Annotated in this window: 10 protein-coding genes; 7 read left to right on the forward strand and 3 right to left on the reverse strand. The window is 58.4% G+C overall.

What is annotated here, in order from left to right; translation table 11 throughout:
- Positions 1–100 precede the first annotated feature (100 nt).
- The 7 genes from AC1DXO_RS06360 (at position 101) to AC1DXO_RS06390 (ending at position 13,287) form a co-directional block, all read left to right on the forward strand.
- Entirely contained in the window at positions 101–1,159 is a 1,059-nt protein-coding gene (locus AC1DXO_RS06360) for a LacI family DNA-binding transcriptional regulator (RefSeq protein ID WP_476977273.1), read from the forward strand.
- Between the two features lie 399 nt (positions 1,160–1,558).
- Positions 1,559–3,244 carry a carboxylesterase/lipase family protein gene (locus AC1DXO_RS06365; RefSeq protein WP_476977274.1) on the forward strand — a complete coding sequence of 562 codons (1,686 nt, stop codon included), beginning with the start codon at positions 1,559–1,561 and terminating at the stop codon, positions 3,242–3,244.
- Between the two features lie 161 nt (positions 3,245–3,405).
- Positions 3,406–6,789 (forward strand): glycosyl hydrolase, encoded by a 3,384-nt coding sequence (locus AC1DXO_RS06370; protein ID WP_476977275.1) that lies wholly within the window; start codon positions 3,406–3,408, stop codon positions 6,787–6,789.
- Between the two features lie 322 nt (positions 6,790–7,111).
- Complete coding sequence (locus AC1DXO_RS06375; protein WP_476977276.1) at positions 7,112–9,403, forward strand: TonB-dependent receptor; 2,292 nt, start codon at positions 7,112–7,114, stop codon at positions 9,401–9,403.
- Between the two features lie 399 nt (positions 9,404–9,802).
- Positions 9,803–12,202, forward strand: a complete 2,400-nt coding sequence (locus tag AC1DXO_RS06380; RefSeq protein WP_476977277.1) for an alpha-L-rhamnosidase-related protein — start codon at positions 9,803–9,805, stop codon at positions 12,200–12,202.
- Positions 12,203–12,301: 99 nt separating this feature from the next.
- On the forward strand, positions 12,302–13,138 hold the full coding sequence (locus tag AC1DXO_RS06385; protein WP_476977278.1) for an IclR family transcriptional regulator: 837 nt from the start codon (positions 12,302–12,304) through the stop codon (positions 13,136–13,138).
- 2 nt (positions 13,139–13,140) lie between these two features.
- Positions 13,141–13,287 (forward strand): SDR family NAD(P)-dependent oxidoreductase, encoded by a 147-nt coding sequence (locus AC1DXO_RS06390; protein WP_476977279.1) that lies wholly within the window; start codon positions 13,141–13,143, stop codon positions 13,285–13,287.
- 56 nt (positions 13,288–13,343) lie between these two features.
- On the opposite strand, the gene AC1DXO_RS06395 is transcribed toward AC1DXO_RS06390, so the two are convergent.
- From AC1DXO_RS06395 to AC1DXO_RS06405, 3 genes are all read right to left on the reverse strand, one after another.
- Complete coding sequence (locus AC1DXO_RS06395; protein WP_476977280.1) at positions 13,344–14,606, reverse strand: cytochrome b/b6 domain-containing protein; 1,263 nt, start codon at positions 14,604–14,606, stop codon at positions 13,344–13,346.
- Between the two features lie 84 nt (positions 14,607–14,690).
- The gene (locus tag AC1DXO_RS06400) at positions 14,691–15,302 is read right to left on the reverse strand and encodes a YceI family protein (protein ID WP_476977281.1); all 612 of its coding nucleotides are present in this window, start codon (positions 15,300–15,302) and stop codon (positions 14,691–14,693) included.
- A gap of 530 nt (positions 15,303–15,832) precedes the next feature.
- Complete coding sequence (locus tag AC1DXO_RS06405) at positions 15,833–16,804, reverse strand: alpha/beta hydrolase (protein ID WP_476977282.1); 972 nt, start codon at positions 16,802–16,804, stop codon at positions 15,833–15,835.
- Positions 16,805–16,945: the final 141 nt, after the last annotated feature.

The raw sequence follows: 16,945 nt of genomic DNA on the forward strand, positions 1-16,945 counted from the left end.
ATGGCTCCTCGCAAAAGCTCGGGCGGGCGGTCGCCCTTGCCAAGTTGCAATGAGACAACGTCATTGCAACTTGGTGCTAAGAAAATCACAGGCAGTGCAGTTGGCTAATCTTACACTCGACGATCTTGCTAAGCGGGCGAACGTATCTGCGAAGACGATCTCGCGGGTCGTGAACAAGCTTCCCGGAGTCGGTCCGAAGAAGCGCGCCGAGATCGAAACCCTGATTCGTGAGACGGGTTTCAGGCCTAATTTCGGGGCGCGGGTGCTCGCGAGTTCGCGAAGCTACATCATATGCATGGTTGTTGAAGATCAGACCTCGCACTATTACTTTTCTGAACTTCAGGTGGGAATATCGCGAGCCTGCATCGCGAACGGCTACCATCTGATCGTCGAACCGGTGAGGGATGTGATTGACAAGGGCGTCGAGGCGATAGACGCAAGGTTCAGCGGCTTTCGTCCGGATGGGTTTATTATTGTTCCGCCCGTCTCGGAATCGATGCCGTTCATTGAGGCTTTGCGGGAACTGAAATTGCCGTTCGTCAGGGTGGCGCCGGTCGGCCACAAGACCATGAGTTCGTTCGTCGAAATGGACGACGAGCAGGCCGTCTATGAAATTACCAACTATCTGATCGGTTTGGGCCATCGCGACCTCGCGTGGATATCGGTTTCCAGACACCTGGCTTCGATGGGTCTGCGCGAGGCCGGCTTCCTGAGAGCCTTGCAAGACGCGGGGATCGCGTCGCGTCCTGAATACGCGTTGGTCCCCCCCGAAATGCCAGGCAGTGGGCACGAAGACGCCTTTCGCCTTCTGAGCTTGCCCAACCCTCCGACAGCGATCGTCTGCGGGAACGATTCGGTTGCCCTTGCCAGCATAGCGGCGGCCCAGCGGGCCGGCCTTGTCGTCCCAAAGGATGTCAGTATTGTCGGCTTCGATGACAGTCCAGGCTCGGAAAGTTGCTGGCCTCCGCTCACCACCGTCCATCAGCCGATCAGCACGATCGGCGAGAGGGCCACTGAAATCCTGTTCCGGCACCTCGACCGCGATCAGCCGCTCTCCAGTCTGATACGGCAGAAGGTCGACTACTCAATCGTCTATCGCATGTCCGCCGGTCCCCGTACGCCCAGGCGAAGAAGCAAGGCGGCAAACGCTGAAACCTGATCAGGTATAGTGCCTGTCTGGGCCATTCTCTCCAGCCCGGGTCGCGAAGTTCCAACATGCGGAACCAACTGTTGTATATTTAATACCTGCGGATAAAAAGGTATGTTACATATCAAATATTCAAAATAACATTTGCGCCGGACTTGCGTGGCGGCCAGTCGCAAGGTTTTGCCGAATGACGCGGATTGCGAACGAAAATATCCGTAAAAACAATTTGTTCCGTTGTCTGGTTAAATATTCATCCCAGCCGCGGTGACGCCGTGAGACGCCAGTATACGGACGTCCGGAGGGCATGGCCGCCTGGGTAGCGCAATTGACTTCGGCCTGGGCATCGGAGAGTCTTCGGGAAAATCGCACCCGTTTGCTCGGGCGAAAATTGTCAAACAGGAAGGATTTCAGATGGAGCGGGTATTGCTCAACCGGCGCTTTCTACTGAACGGAGCTGTTGCTCTGGGCGCCCTAGGACTGCTGCCCAGGTCGGCGTCGGCGCAAGGCGCGCCGGCCGGAACGACCGCGACCTCAGAGCCCTATGTAACCGTGAAACTTGCCCAGGGATCGCTCCGTGGGGGGCATAGCCGCGGTGCGATCGCTTTCAAGGGCATTCCCTATGCCGGCCCCGTTACCGGAAAGAACAGGTTCATCGAAGCCCCGGATGCGCCGAACTGGTCTGGGGTCCGGGACGCCCTGACCTTGGGGCCTCCAACCTTGCAGAAGCCAGGCGGTTCTTTCGGTGAAAATGAGCCGGCTGGCAGCGAGGACTGCCTGATTCTGAATGTCTGGACCCCTGCCGTCAACGACGGCAAGAAAAGGCCCGTCATGTTCTACATTCACGGTGGAGGCTACCACACCGGGTCGGCCGGCGCTCCGTCTCAGGACGGCGCCCATCTGGCGGCCGCTTATGATGTCGTCGTCGTCGCGTGCAACCATCGCCTCGGCTTGCTGGGCTACATGTATCTGGGTGACCTGGGCGGCGCAAAATATGCCACGTCCGGAAACCAGTCGATGCTCGATCTGGTAGCGGCACTGCGTTGGGTTAAGGACAATATCGAGACCTTTGGCGGCGACCCGGGCAATGTGATGATCTTTGGCGAGTCCGGCGGCGGCTTTAAAACCGGAACGCTCCTGGCGATGCCAGCGGCACACGGCCTGTTCCACAAGGCGAGCGTTGAGAGTGGCGCAGCACTGACCCGCTTGACGCGGGACCAGGCGACGGATACGGCCAGACGCGTTCTTAAAGGCCTCGGTATCGCGCTCAACGAATTGCACCGACTGGAAGACGTTCCAGCCCAGGCTTTTATCGACATTCAGATTGCAGCGGACCAGGGCAAGGGGGCGCTTGTTGATCCCCATGATCCGAAAAGCGATCGGCTCCATCGGGCGAATTTCAATCGGCCCGGTTCGTGGGGGCCTGTTGTTGACGGTACGGTACTGCCTGGAAATCCTTTCGACCCGGTGGCAACCCCCATCTCCGCCAACATTCCGATGATGGTCGGCCATAACCGCGACGAAGCCACCTTCTTCAATATGGGACGTCCCGATACGTTCTCCATGGACGGCGACGCCCTGAAGGCGCGACTATCCCGGGAGTTTGGCGAGTATTCCGATCGCATTGAAACGACATATCGCGGCCTTTATCCGGATAGATCGCCGAGCGAACTCTATATTGCGATCGCCAGCGATGTCTGGTTCGGAAACGACTCGGTGACAGCGGCCGAACGTAAATCTCTCCAGCCCGCACCGGTTTATCGATATCGCTATGACTACCCGTCGGACTTCATCATCCCGGGCACGAACTTCAAGTTCGGCGCCGGCCACGCATCCGAAATCAACATGAAGTTTTTCAACTTCGATCTTCGGGGCCTGCAGGGTTCGGGGCCCGGGGTGGCGAAGGCGTCGCGCAATATGAGCGAGATGTGGGCGACCTTTGCCCGAACATCAAAGCCCGGGGCCGCCGGACAGCCGGAATGGCCGAGATACGACCAGAGCACGCGCTCGACCATGGTCATAGACGTGGAATGTCATGTCAAGCGGGACCTGGAGGGGGACGCCCGGCGTCTCTGGGAAAGCATCGGACCAAGCGTATAGTCCACAAGGCCGGCCAGCGTTGCGCAGACCGGCTTTTACTTTGACCAAAATGGGTGTAATAACCCTTCAAACACTACGTCAGCGCTGCCTTAACAGTTAGCGGAAATGGCGTGCAGGACCGGTAAAAATACCAGTCTTGAATAAACAGGCAGGAGGACATCATGGGGTCTGCGAAAAGGTCGAAGTGCGGACATAGTCAACCCATTGCCCTGCTCATGACGGCGGCTTGCCTTGCTCTCATGCCGGCCGTTTCAGGCGCAGCCGAGCCGGATCCGCTCTCGACTGGATTTGAAAATCCGCCTCAATCCGCTCGCCCGCGTGTCTGGTGGCATTGGATGAATGGCAATGTCACCAAACCGGGCATCGAGGCCGACCTGAAATGGATGTCACGCGTCGGCATTGGCGGCATGCAGAATTTTGACGCGGCGCTCGAAACCCCACCCATCGTCGATAAGCGCCTCGTCTATATGTCGCCGGAATGGAAGGACGCTTTCAAATATACGGCCGAGCTGGCCGATCAACTGCATCTTGAGCTGGGTATCGCCGCGTCGCCGGGCTGGAGTGAAACCGGCGGCCCCTGGGTGAAGCCAGCCGACGGGATGAAAAAGCTTGTCTGGAGCACGACCCTTATCGAAGGGGGCAAGCCCTTCCATGGGCAGTTAGCCGCACCGCCCACGGCAACCGGTCCATTCCAGGACCTAGTTCCAGGCCTCTCGATCTTTGACAGACCCGGCGAACAGAAAAAGGCCGATCCGACCTATTACGGCGATGCGGCCGTCGTCGCTGTACCTGTCATGGACACGAAGCCGCTTTCCACACCAAGCTTTTCAGTCGGGGACAGGGTCCTTCAGGCTGGCGCACTGACAGACGGCGACTACAGGACTTCGACCGATGTCCCCATGGATTCCACCGCGACCCAGCCACAATATTTGAATATCACCTACACTACGCCGCAAACGATCCGGTCGGTGACCGTATTCGTAAAAGGCATGGGATCGGTTTTTGAATCCGAATCGTCGTCGCCGACATTTGAGGTCAGCGATGATGGCAGTGCATGGAGAGAAGTAACGCGGATACCGTTGGGCTCGGTGCCCACGACCGTGAGCTTTCCAGCTACGACGGCAAGATATTTCCGCCTGGTGTTCGAGCCGACTGCCGGTTTCGACATATCGTCGATTTGGGAGCCCGCGCCCGGGGCCATAGCAATGAACCTGTTTGGCGGCGCGCCCGCCAAAACCATCCCAGTCGCGGAGCTCAGACTTTCCGCCGAGGCGAAGGTTCATCGCTATGAAGCCAAGGCCGGCTTTACGATCGCCGGCGACTACTACAAGCTCGACAGCACAATTGATGAGGCCGGTGTCGATCTGGGACGAGTCATCGACCTGACCGGCAAGATGAACAAGGATGGGACCCTTGATTGGACTCCGCCTCCGGGGCGCTGGCGGGTTATCCGTTATGGCTATTCGCTGACAGGCACCGAAAACCACCCGGCGACAGCTGAAGCTACAGGTCTTGAAGTCGACAAATACGACGGAACGGCCGTCCGCAATTACATGAATACCTATCTCGAAATGTACGCAGACACGGTCGGTAAGGGCTTGATGGGACGAAAAGGCGTCCAGGCGATGGTGAACGACAGCACCGAGGTCGGACCGTCGAACTGGACACCTGACATCCTCGCGCAGTTTCAGAAACTCCGGGGCTATGATGCGCGACCCTGGCTGCCAGTCTTGTCCGGCGAAATCGTTGGATCGCGCAAGGCCAGCGACGCCTTTCTCTACGACTTCCGCCTCACACTTGGGGATTTGGTGGCCACACAGCACTATGGAACCGTCGCCGAAGTCGCCCATGCGCGCGGACTGACCACCTATGGCGAAGCCCTTGAAGGATCTCGTGTCACGCTGGGAGACGACATGCTCATGCGGCGTTATACGGACATACCGATGTCGGCCATGTGGGCCTTCAATATCAACAAGGGTGTCTCGCCCGTCTATCTGGCGGATATGAAGGGCGCATCGTCGGTTGCTCACATCTACGGCCAGAATCTCGCGGCGGCAGAGTCCCTTACGGCGGCGTTTAATCCCTGGGCCTATAGTCCTGCCGATTTGCAGCCGATGATCGATCTGGAGTTCGCCAGCGGCATAAACCGTCCCGTCATCCATACCTCGGTGCACCAACCTACCGACGATAAGCTGCCCGGGCTGTCCCTGATGATATTCGGACAGTATTTCAATCGGCATGAAACCTGGGCGGAAATGGCGAAGCCCTGGGTCGACTATATGTCGCGGAACAGTTTCATGCTCCAGCAGGGCCGGAACCTTGCCGACGTCGCCTACTTTTACGGCGAGGAAGCGCCGCTTGTGGCGCTCTATCAGCGTGAGCCGGTCAAGGACGCGCCGAAGCAATATGCCTACGATTTCATCGATGCCGAGTCTCTCAAATCCCAGGTTTCTGTTGAAAACGGTGAAATCGTCGCCCGTGGTGGCGCCCGCTATCGTGTGCTGTACCTTGGCGGCAGTTCGCAGGAGATGACCGTCGGCACCCTTCGCCGGTTGACCGAGCTTGTTACGGCCGGTGCCATCGTAATCGGTCGCCCGCCGGTCGCGACGCCGAGTGGCGCGGATAGCCCCGAAGAGTTTCAGCGCCTCGTTCGCACGCTCTGGGCCGGCGGCGCCTCGGCCAGCCTTGGCAAGGGCCGGGTGATCGATAGTGTCGAGATTGAGCCAGCTCTAAAATCGCTCGGCATCGCCCCCGACGTCGAACTGAAAGACCCGGCGGTCGGCGCTCAACTGCTCTTCGTCCATCGTCGCCTCGATGACGCAGACGTCTATTTCTTGTCCAACCGCTCGGCCGACAGGCAGGTTTCGGAAGCGCTGTTCCGCGTATCCGGCAAGAAGCCCGAAATCTGGCGTGCGGATACCGGCGCTGTCACGGCCGTTTCCTATAGGATTGAAGGCGACCGGGTCGTCGTCCCGATCGACATCGCGTCGCGTGATTCCTTTTTTGTCGTCTTCCGCAAGCCGTCGAATTCAGCGGGCGAGACTGTCGCAAATCCGACCCGGAGCCAGGTCGGCCAACTCAATGGTCCATGGGAGGTTTCCTTCCAGGGCCTGGCGGCACCCGGGCCCATGCGCATCGAAAAGCTGCAATCTCTTTCCGAATTGTCCGATCCGAAAGTCAGGTATTTCTCCGGCGTAACGACCTATCGGCAAGCCTTCACCTTGCCTGCCGCGGCGACGAAGAAAAAATCGGTAATCGTCAATCTCGGTACAATTGGCGACGTGGCCACCGTCTCGGTGAACGGTCAGGACGTCGGAGAGGTGTGGCGTTCGCCCTATTCCATCGACATTGCCAAGGCGCTGCGGCCCGGGGAAAATACGATCGAAATCAAGGTCGCCAATCTTTGGGTCAACCGCCTGATCGGGGACCAGCAGCCCGATGCGGAGAAGGTCACCTATACGGCCGCGCCCACCTACAAGCCTGACGCGCCTTTGCGCCCATCAGGCCTGATCGGCCCCGTTACTCTATGGACGCAGGAGGATTAGAATAGGTCCGCGGGCAGGAATGGCTAACGATACTGCCCGTGGGAAACCTCGCAGAATTCCGACATGTGAAATCAGGTGCGCCAAATATGGCACAGAATAGTTCTAATCTATAACAATATCGTGGGGTCATTGTTTTGGATTTGACGCATTCGTCAAATTGTCGTTTCCTGATGAGGCAGCATAGAGTCGAGCCAATCGGCCCATGCATGGAAACGCGGGGAATATGAGACGGAACGGGCGGCTTGCCTGATTCCGACATAACCCAAAACCAAGCAAATACGTCAGGACCTCGAATTCGGGGTGCAGGGAAAAGGAGAAACAAGTGGTCAAATCAATTACGTCAGCGCTGCCCCAAAGGGTCGTCGCACTCATGGTCGGTGTGAGCTTCTTCGCAGTCGCCGGCGCCGCCTCGGCGCAGGATGCACCCGCGGGGGCAGCGGCGGCGAAAGAAGACACGACGGTCGTCATCGTTACCGCCAACAAGCGTCGCGAGCCGGTTCAGAAGGTGGCGCAGACCGTTAACGTGGTCAGCGGACAGCAATTGCAGGACCTGCAAATTCGCTCGTTCCAGGAGGTTGCGACGCTCGTCGGCGGCGTCTCCTTGACGCGGACCAGCGGCGGCGAGCAATCCATCTCGATGCGCGGCATCAAGATGCCGAACAACGGCGGCACGGGCGGCGCAACGAATACGGTCGAAGTCTACCAGAACGAAGTGCCGATCAGCACGACCGACGCGTTTAACGCGCTGTTCGATATCGGTCAGATCGAAGTCCTTCGCGGTCCACAGGGCACGCTTCGTGGTCGGCCATCGCCTTCCGGCGCCATGACCATCGTTACGCAGCGCGGGAGCTTTATCTCCTATAACGGCTTCATCGAGGGATCGGTAACGGACCACAATGGTCAGAACGTTCAAGCCGCCTTTGGCGGTCCGATCAATGACAAGCTCGCATTCCGCCTTGCCGGCCTGTACGACGCCAGCGACGACAACGAAGTCAAGAGCCTTGGTAATGGCAAGCACTCTCACCACGAGACCACCGGTCTGCGCGGCAGCCTGACCTGGAAACCGACCGACAGTCTCGAAGTCAATCTGATGCACCAGTACATCAATGAAGATCGTGACTTCTATCGTTCGATTCAGGGCACGGCGCCCTGCGCCGGCGGTCCGATCCTCGTGAGCTCGGTCGGTTGCGGCCATAGTTATACCTACGCGGACCGCGTCTCCCTGAACACAGGCCCCAGTCCTGTGGAATACCAGGGGCACCTGACAACCCTCAGCGCCCGCTACGACCTGGGCGACTACCAGATCAACTATGTCGGCGGCTATAATGACTCGACCTTCGTCAATGGTCTGGACTTCGATTTCGCCGGCATCGGCCAGACCAATCAGATCCCGACCTGGCTGCGCGGCACTAACACCTCCAAGGTCACGACCCACGAACTGCGTTTTGAGTCGACAGCCGGCGAGTTCTACAACTTCACCTACGGTGTCTTCTCCAGCCAGTCCAAGAACACTGGCGATTTCGCCTTCATTCCGTTCTTTACGAGCGCTCCGTCGGCGTCCGAAAATCGCGATTACGGTGTCTTCACCAACCAGCGCTTCAATTTGAGCGAAAAGGATAAACTGTCGCTCGGCATCCGTTACTCACACTCCGTGGTCGATCGCCTGGGCTCCGGTCCCAACACCACCTACCAGGCCATCACCGGCAATGCGAGCTACCAGCACGAGTTCAGCAAGGATGTCATGGGCTACGTGTCCTACGGCACGTCCTTCCGCCCGGGGTCCGGCGGCGCCAATACCATCAGAAACCCGATCCCCAACAGCAATGCGAACTTCGATTCCGAACATTCGCAATCAACCGAAATCGGCCTCAAGTCCCAATGGTTCGAGCGTCGCCTGACGGCCAATATCTCGCTCTTCGACCAGAAGTACGACGGCTATATCGCGTCGATGTTCAACGTGGCCTGTACGGGCGTGCCGAATACGACCGGCATGTCCTATGCGACCAATGACGGCACCGCGGCCGGACCGACCTGCTTCGGAACGATGTTTGCCAACGGCAATGCCGTCAGCAAGGGGCTCGAGCTCGAACTGCGCTACAAGATCACGCCGGATTGGTCCGCCGGGATCCTCTACACCAATACGGACGCGCACTTCGTCAATGCTTTGCTGCCCTGTAACGACTACAATGGTGACGGTACGCCCGACGTGACGGGCACGCCGAGGGTACAGCAGAACAGCTATATCAGCCACTGCGTGTCCAGTCAGGTTCTGGGGCAACTGCCGGCCACCAGCGTCAGCGCCAACACGAACGTGGACTTCAAGCTGTTTGGCCTCAATTCCTACGCTCGCGCCAACGCGATCTATCGCGACAAGGCCTATTTCCCGCAGACGGCCAACTATATGCCGGCTTACACGCAGGTTAACGCCTATGTCGGCATCAAGGGCAAGGACGACAACTGGGAACTCAGCTTCTGGGCGAAGAACCTGTTGGATGAAGTCGTTCAGGATACCGACGGCGGTCCGTGGACGGTTTACGGCGTCCAGTCCGGCCTGAATATTGGCACGGTCACAAATCGTCGGGAGATGGGCGTCACTCTGCGCAAGGACTTCTGATTTGACTCCTCCTCCGAGGTAGACTGGAGCTGGGTGGTGAACAGATCGTGGTATCCCAGCCATGACCTGAGCCCTACGGGCATATGAGATAACTCTCACACCATCCGGCCCCTTTTTTCCTGGAGAGTTCGGTGATGGGCGGGATACCGCCGAATATACAAGTCGCCTCGGTTCCGGCCTTCATGGCCTGAACCGAGGTTCTTCTGTAAAGGTAGAAATTCTGCTCAACGGGTACGATCGCATTCGGTGGGTGAACCGGAGCGTTGAATGTCCATCCGCATGACCCGCCGCGTCCGGGACATGTTGGAATAACGGTCACTTCTGTCTACGGAAGGGGCCGACAACTGAGATTGGCGGCCACGTTAATGCTGCTGATCCAAAACGAGGAAAGCTTCAGGAATGCGGTACGTAAAATTCCCTGTGTTGGCTGCTTTGATTTCGGTCGTTGGCCTGTTGGCAGCGAGCGGCTCCCACGCCGAAGGTAAGTGGATCACTGTCCCGAACCTTGTACCCAAAACTCAGGTCGTTCTTCATTTTCGCAAGGATCTGACGCTGGCGGCCATACCGCCGTCCTTTCGCATCAAGGTAAGCGCAGATAATCGCTTTATCCTTTATGTCAACGGCCAACGTGTCGCCGAAGGGCCGTCCCGCGGGGATCTGAAACACTGGCGGTTTGAGACCATAGATCTGCGTCCCTATCTGAAGCCTGGCCATAATGTGGTGGCTGCCGAGGTTTGGAATGCGGTCGAAGACACGGGAAGCCGGTTTCATACAGAACCGTTGGCCCAATTGAGCGACCGAACTGCCTTCTGGGTAGAAGGGGAGGGGGCAGCCGAGGCTCTCGATACCGGCCAGCCCTGGCAGGTTGCAGTACAGCCGGGACATAGATTCGCTTCGCCCTTTCCCAACCTGATAAAGGAATTGGGATTCGTGTTTTACGCAGCGGGCAGCTCCGAAGACATTGACGGTTCCAAAGCCGATTGGAACTGGAACGGCGACCGCTTAACGACTGCCGGCTGGGTGCAGGCCGTTCCGGCCTTGGCGAAGGGTGAAACCAGCCCATGGACACTGGTGGCCGATGCCTTGCCGCAGATGTCGCACACATCTCAGTCCGCCGGGCCGGTCGTCCGTACGGATTACAAGCCCGCAGAGGCCTTCCCGGCAAAACCTGTCATGATCCCGGCTAACACGACCGTCACCTTGCTGCTCGACCAAAAGGTCGTACAGTCGGCCTATCCGGAGTTACGGGTTTCGGGCGGAAAGGGGGCGACCATCCAAGTCACCTATTCCGAGGCCCTTTATGACGCCGACAAGCGCAAGGGCGATCGCGCCGAGGTCGGCAACAGACAGGCAATCGGCGTTGAGGACACTTTCCATCTGGATGGAGGCAAGGCGCGCAACTACAGACCTTTGTGGTGGCGCACCTGGCGCTTTATGCAGGTGCAGGTCAAGACGGGCGCCGAACCGGTGACGCTCGACGACGTCAAACTGTTTGAGACGGGCTATCCTTTCGAGCCAAAGGGATATTTCAAGTCCAACGACGCGCAACTGAACCAGATCTGGGATATCGGCTGGCGCACGGTCAGGGTCGACGCCCATGAGACCTTCATGGACAGCTCCTATTGGGAGCAACTGCAGTATGTCGGCGATACGCGCATCGACAATGTCATCTCCTATGTCGTGACAGGCGATCCGCGTCTGGCGGTCCAGGCGATAGACGCTTACGGGCATTCGCAAGGCGAAGACGGAATGATTCAATCGGCTTATCCGTCAAGCACCGACAATGTCATCCCGCCTTTCGGCCTGCTTTGGCTCGGCATGATGCATGACTATGTGACATACCAGCCCGACCAAAGCGTCATAACGCGAAACATTGTCGGGGGACGCAAAATTCTCGATTGGTACGGGCAATATATTGCGGCCAATGGGCTGGTCACCATAACGCCGAAATGGAATTACATGGACTGGGCGGGGGAGGCGCAGGCCCCTTACGCGCCGACAGAGTTTGACCGGTTCCCGTCGTTCGACCCGGCAACAAAGACGTCGTGCCTTGTCTCGCTGGCCTATCTTGGCGGCCTGAGGGACATGGCGGCGGTTGAGACGGCCGCAGGCGACCCGGCCCTGGCCGAACGCGACCAGAACAAGGCGGCTGATCTGACAGCATCCATCCGGGCCCAGTGCTGGGATGAACAACGCGGCTTGTTCGCCGACTCACCGACAAAGAAAGTCTTCAGTCAGCACACAAATGCCCTGGCCGTACTTTACGATGTCGCGCCTAAGGATCGCGCGGGGGAGATTCTGAACAGGATTACAAAGTCAGACGGTATAGACGCGCCCGACGGCCTCGTGACCACGAGCTATTATTTTTCCTGGTACCTGATCAAGGCCTATAAGCATGCGGGACTGAGCAACCGCTATCTTCAACTCATTGATACCTGGCGCGATCTCGTAAAGCTGAACTATACGACCTGGCCGGAAACGAGAGGCGAATCGCGCTCCGACACCCACGCATGGTCGTCCCACCCGACCGCTGATCTGATTGGCATTGTCGCCGGCATTCAGCCCTCAGCGCCGGGCTACGGTGCGGTCGAAATCGCGCCGCATCTCGGCAAGCTAACGATTGTGGATGCTGCCGCCATGACTCCCAAGGGCCTGGTCTCGGTCTCCTACCGCAGAACATCGTCGGGCGCCGTAGACGCCGTTATCACCAAACCGGCGGATCTTCAGGGCCAACTCGTTTGGAAGGGTAAGATCTATCCGCTCTCCGGCACGAAATCCGAGTTTCACCTGCCGCAATAGCCCAGTCTATCAGTAATTCCATTCTAACAATGCAGGATTTCGCATCTGCATAATCTTATTTGCAGGCGCAATACGCCTCGACGTGAGGACGGTGAATCTATGAATTCGAATCTGATGATGCCGGCGCCAACTGACGATTCAGGTCCCGGGCGAACACTGGTGAGTTCCCAGACACTGGTGCGTGGAATTGAAATCCTCGCCGTCATCGCCATGGGTAGCCGTAACCTGCCCGAACTGGCGGAGGCTGTGGGCCTGACCAAGACCACAACTTACCGTCTGGCGACAACCCTTGTCGAAAACCGTCTACTGAATTTTGTGCCCAGGGTCGGTTACAGTCTGGGGCCGCGGCTGATGGAGTTCGGATTTCTCGCTTCCCGGCAGATGAGCCTTCCGCGCGTGGCCCATGATTTCCTCGTCGAACTGGCAGCTGCAACAGGCGATACCGTCCACCTCGGCATCCTCGATGACGACCGCGTCCTCTATCTGGACAAGGTAGCCGGGTCCAGACGGATCGAAGTGAGTTCGCGGATCGGCGAGCGGCAGCCACTGCGTTCAACGGGACTGGGAAAGGCGTTGCTCCTCGATCAGGCGCCTCGCGTCCTCATCAAGACCTACGAACGCGAGGCTAAGGAATATCCGCACTACAGCGCGACACTGGAAGAATGGCTTTATCGCATGAAACTCTATGCGACGAACGGATTTGCGCTCGATTTGGCGGAGAACGAAGACAATATTCGCTGCGTCGCGGCGCCCATACGTGACGCGACCCAGCGGATCATAGGCGCGATCAGCATCAGTTCGGCCGCTCAATATATGGACGATGAGCGCATGGAATTACTGCCCAGTTACGTCAAGGCGGCAGCGGACGAGATTTCCGCGGAATTTGGCTGGAAGGCTTACCCGGCGAACAGCACCCGGACAGTGCAGGGACGATAGACATGCTACTCAGCAATCAAAGAGTTCTGGTGACAGGAGCCTCGCGCGGTATCGGCCGGGCAACCGCGCTTGAATGCGCCCGACACGGCGCCGATATCGGACTGAACGCGTTCAAAGATCCGGAAGCGACCGCATACACCACAAAGTAAAATCCGATCCTAGAGCCCGAATTGCCGGCTCACGGTGGCCTGTTCCATGAGCCGGCCTATCCTGCCCTTCTGGCTGCCAGCTTTATGTCCACCTTGACCTTGGCGGGGATCACATCGGTAGAGGCGTAGTCGCCAGTCCCAACGCCGTAGACTGTACGATCTATGGTCGCCTGCGCCGTCATGGTGGCGACCTTGTCCTTTATGACCAGCGTAAAAGGCAGGTCGAGAGGCTTGTCCACGCCACGCATGTTAAGACGGCCGTGGGCAACGAAATGCGTGCTGTCCTTCCGCGTGAAGACCTCGGCAGAATACACAGCCCTTGGCGTCACGGCGATATCGAAGAATACCGGGCTTTTCAAAGTCGTGTCGCGATCGGCGTCGCTGGATTCGACGGAGCTCAGGTCTATTGAGACCCTTATGTTGGATCGGTCCACTTGATCCGGGTCAAAGTTGATTGTGGCGGCGTAGGTGCGAAACTCGCCGCTGACCGCTTCACCCTGGAAGCTCGTCTCAAAAGCGATCTTCGTCCGGCTGTTGTCGATCGTCCATGTCGGGATTTTCCCGGAGGCCGTGCTGCTTGCAGGTGCCGATGGCCCGTCATCCGCGGAGACCGAAGGGTTGTTCGCGATCGGTGAGATCGCGGCATCTGAGCCAAGACGGGGTGGCGCTGCATTTTGACTTTCCGGGGTACCGCGAAGAAGGCAAAAGCCCAGAATAGTAGCAAGGCCGACACTGCCTAGCGGCACGATCCAGCGCCAGTTGGCTAGCCGCTCCGCTTTCAGACCAGGCACCATGCGTTCGATTGTACGGTCCCGGTCGAGGAAATGATGTTTGAGGGCAGCCGCCACATGAAGCGGAATCATGCCGAAGATGAGCAGTCTGGCAATAAGCTCGTGGCTCAGTTCGAAGGTGTCGTGAAGAGGCACTGAATGGGGCAGGGGCAGGTGAGGGATAGTCAGCAAGCCAAAGAACGGAATTGGCCGGATGCTGGTCGAGACCATCGCCCAACCCGTAAGGGGCATCGCCATCATGGCGACGTAAAAGCCAATATGCAGCGCCCTGGCGCTTGCGGCTTGCCATTTAGCCCAGCGTCGTTCTGGGGGTAGTTCTGGGGGCGCCTTATAGGCCAGGCGCACAAAAATTCGCACGACGCTCAAGGCCAGCACCAGGATACCTACGGACTTGTGCAGATTGATCCGGCTCAGTCGCAGGGAGTCGTGATCACCAAGGCGCCAGCCCAGGAAAACCATGAAGAGCATGAGAAACGCAATTGTCCAGTGCAGCCAGCGGCTGTAGCGGTTGTAGGTCTCGGGCTGCATTGAAAATCCATGGAGAGGCGCCGGGCACAGGGTGCCCGGCGTCACAATTGCTGTCGGGAAAACGTTCGGAAGAGATGCCCGCGGCTATTTCTTCGTGAATTCCGCGTCGATCAGGATATCCACTTCATCGCCGACGGCCGGCAGGAAGGTCTTCATCCCGAAATCGGAGCGCAGAAGCGTGGCCGTGGCAAGAAAGCCCGCGCGCGTGTCACCCATCATGCCATTTCCGGTGCCGTTGAACGTCAAATTCAGCGTAACGGGCTTTGTCACACCGTGGAGCGTCAACTCTCCCTCAATCGTCGCATGGGTCGCATCGATGCGGGTCAATTTCGACGACCTGTAGGTGATCGACTTGAAATTCGCGACGTCGAAGAACCCAGGTCCTTTAAGATCATCATCGCGTTTCGCAAAGCCGGAGTTCATGACCGAAGGATCAATCGTGATCGAAAGGGTCGCCTCTTCCGGCTTCGACGGGTCCAGGTCAAAGCCTCCCGAAACCTTGTCGAAAGCGACGGTCGTTGTCGAAAAGCCCATATGGTCGACGCGCGCCTGAACGCTGGTGTGGGTCGGGTCCACCTCGTAGTGTCCGGCTGGAACGGCGGCGGGCTCTTTTGATGTAACGCCGGCGCCAGCCGCGACTGGCATCGCGGCGATCGATAGGGCAAATATTGTGATGGCGAAATTGGTCCTGGACACGACGTACCTTCCAATAGGGATGAAACATATCTATTATGTTTTATAACATATTGATCATGGCAATATTGTGGCCTTTGTAGCTATTAAGGCAGGTAAAATATGAAACTAATCAATCACTCCCGGAGCATATCGGGATCGAGGTCGTCACATTACGCAGAATCGGAAAAAGGCCTTGGCGCGAGCGGCTGTGTCCGAAATGGTCGATTTGTCGGCTGATGGCACTCAACATAAGTGTTTAGAGGACACGCATCGTCGAAGGCTCCACCTGACTGGGCAAGGTAAATGCCCATATTTGCCATAACATTATGGAGTGTGGTAAATCGTCTGAGCTAATATACTATTGAAATTTAATAGTATTTTGCAAATAGCAACAACCTTGCCTGGATCTGGGGGACAGCTTTTAAATTCAGCCCTTGTCCGCGCCGCCACACAACGGGAAGCTTGCCATTTTTGGCGGAGAGGGCCTGGCCCAGATCCACTCGTGGCATGGCGCGCGTCACAAGCGCCACGCCACGAGGGTATCGCAATGGTCAGGCCTTGGGCTTCAGATAGCCGTGCATGCCCAGCCAGCGCGCGAACGCGTCGAACCATCCGGTGCTTGTCGTTTCCTTCGGGTACATGCCGAAGCCATGGCCACCCTGTTCGTACAGGTGGAATTCCACCGGCCGCTTGGCGCCCTTCCAACTGTCGATCAGGCCGTATCCACCATTGGCGAAGAAGGGATCGTCGGCGGCCAGGGCGATGAACAGGGGCGGCGCATCGGCCGGGACGGTGACCGGCATCAGCGGGCCGTAGATGTCGCCGATAAAGGCCGGCTTGGCGTCTTGGCCGTACAGCGCCGTCGACAGGGTCAGCATGGCGCCGGCGGAGAAGCCGACCATGCCGATACGGTCCTGATCGATATGCCATTCACCGGCGCGCGAGCGGACGAGCGCGAAGGCGGCGCGTGCGTCAGCGATCTGCGGCGCCAGGGCGACCGACGGATCCTGCTGCATCGGCGGGCGCGGGGGCGCGGCGCCGGGCGTGAACATGGCGGTCATCGACTTTTCGAAATCACCCATGTCTTCCGGCGTCGGGTTGAGGCGGTATTTCAGCACGAAGGCCGCGACACCCCTGTCGGCCAGCGCCTGGGCGACGTCCCAGCCCTCGTTCTCCATCGACAGGGTACGGAAGCCGCCGCCCGGGGCGACGATGACGGCAGCGCCGGTCGCCTTGGCGGGGTCGGGAAGGAAGGGCGTCAGTGTGGCAACCGTGACATTGCGCGCGAAGACACTGCCGTACTGGCTGTGCCAGGCCTCTTGGGCCGTGGCGCCGGGCAGGTGTCCGGTGTTCAATTCAATGGCATTGGGCTGCGCCGGAATGGCGATGGGGGTCATCTTGTCGTCGAGTGCGCTGGCCGGGGAGGCGAGAACGCAGGCCAGGGCGATGACGCCCGTGGTGACGCCCACTTGTAAATGCCGAAAAAGGCAATGGGCGATCTTCAGCTGGAGCTTCGATTTCATGGCATTTCCTCTGATTTCTTTTTTTTGGGGGGCTACGGGCTTCGGCCGGCCCCAGAGCATCCGGCGGGAACCAGGCCAGGTGCTTGGGTATGCAAGACTAAGAAAAAAGGGCGCATCCGAAAATGCGCCCATCTGCTGCTT

This window comes from Asticcacaulis sp. P2_C5 (assembly GCF_056404555.1).

What these genes read in the sequence shown, in the direction of transcription:
- AC1DXO_RS06385 (WP_476977278.1), top strand. Translation starts at nt 12,302, where the DNA reads ATGAATTCGAATCTGATGATGCCGGCGCCAACTGACGATTCAGGTCCC.
- AC1DXO_RS06395 (WP_476977280.1), bottom strand. Translation starts at nt 14,606, where the DNA reads ATGCAGCCCGAGACCTACAACCGCTACAGCCGCTGGCTGCACTGGACA.
- AC1DXO_RS06365 (WP_476977274.1), top strand. Translation starts at nt 1,559, where the DNA reads ATGGAGCGGGTATTGCTCAACCGGCGCTTTCTACTGAACGGAGCTGTT.
- AC1DXO_RS06370 (WP_476977275.1), top strand. Translation starts at nt 3,406, where the DNA reads ATGGGGTCTGCGAAAAGGTCGAAGTGCGGACATAGTCAACCCATTGCC.
- AC1DXO_RS06380 (WP_476977277.1), top strand. Translation starts at nt 9,803, where the DNA reads ATGCGGTACGTAAAATTCCCTGTGTTGGCTGCTTTGATTTCGGTCGTT.
- AC1DXO_RS06390 (WP_476977279.1), top strand. Translation starts at nt 13,141, where the DNA reads ATGCTACTCAGCAATCAAAGAGTTCTGGTGACAGGAGCCTCGCGCGGT.
- AC1DXO_RS06405 (WP_476977282.1), bottom strand. Translation starts at nt 16,804, where the DNA reads ATGAAATCGAAGCTCCAGCTGAAGATCGCCCATTGCCTTTTTCGGCAT.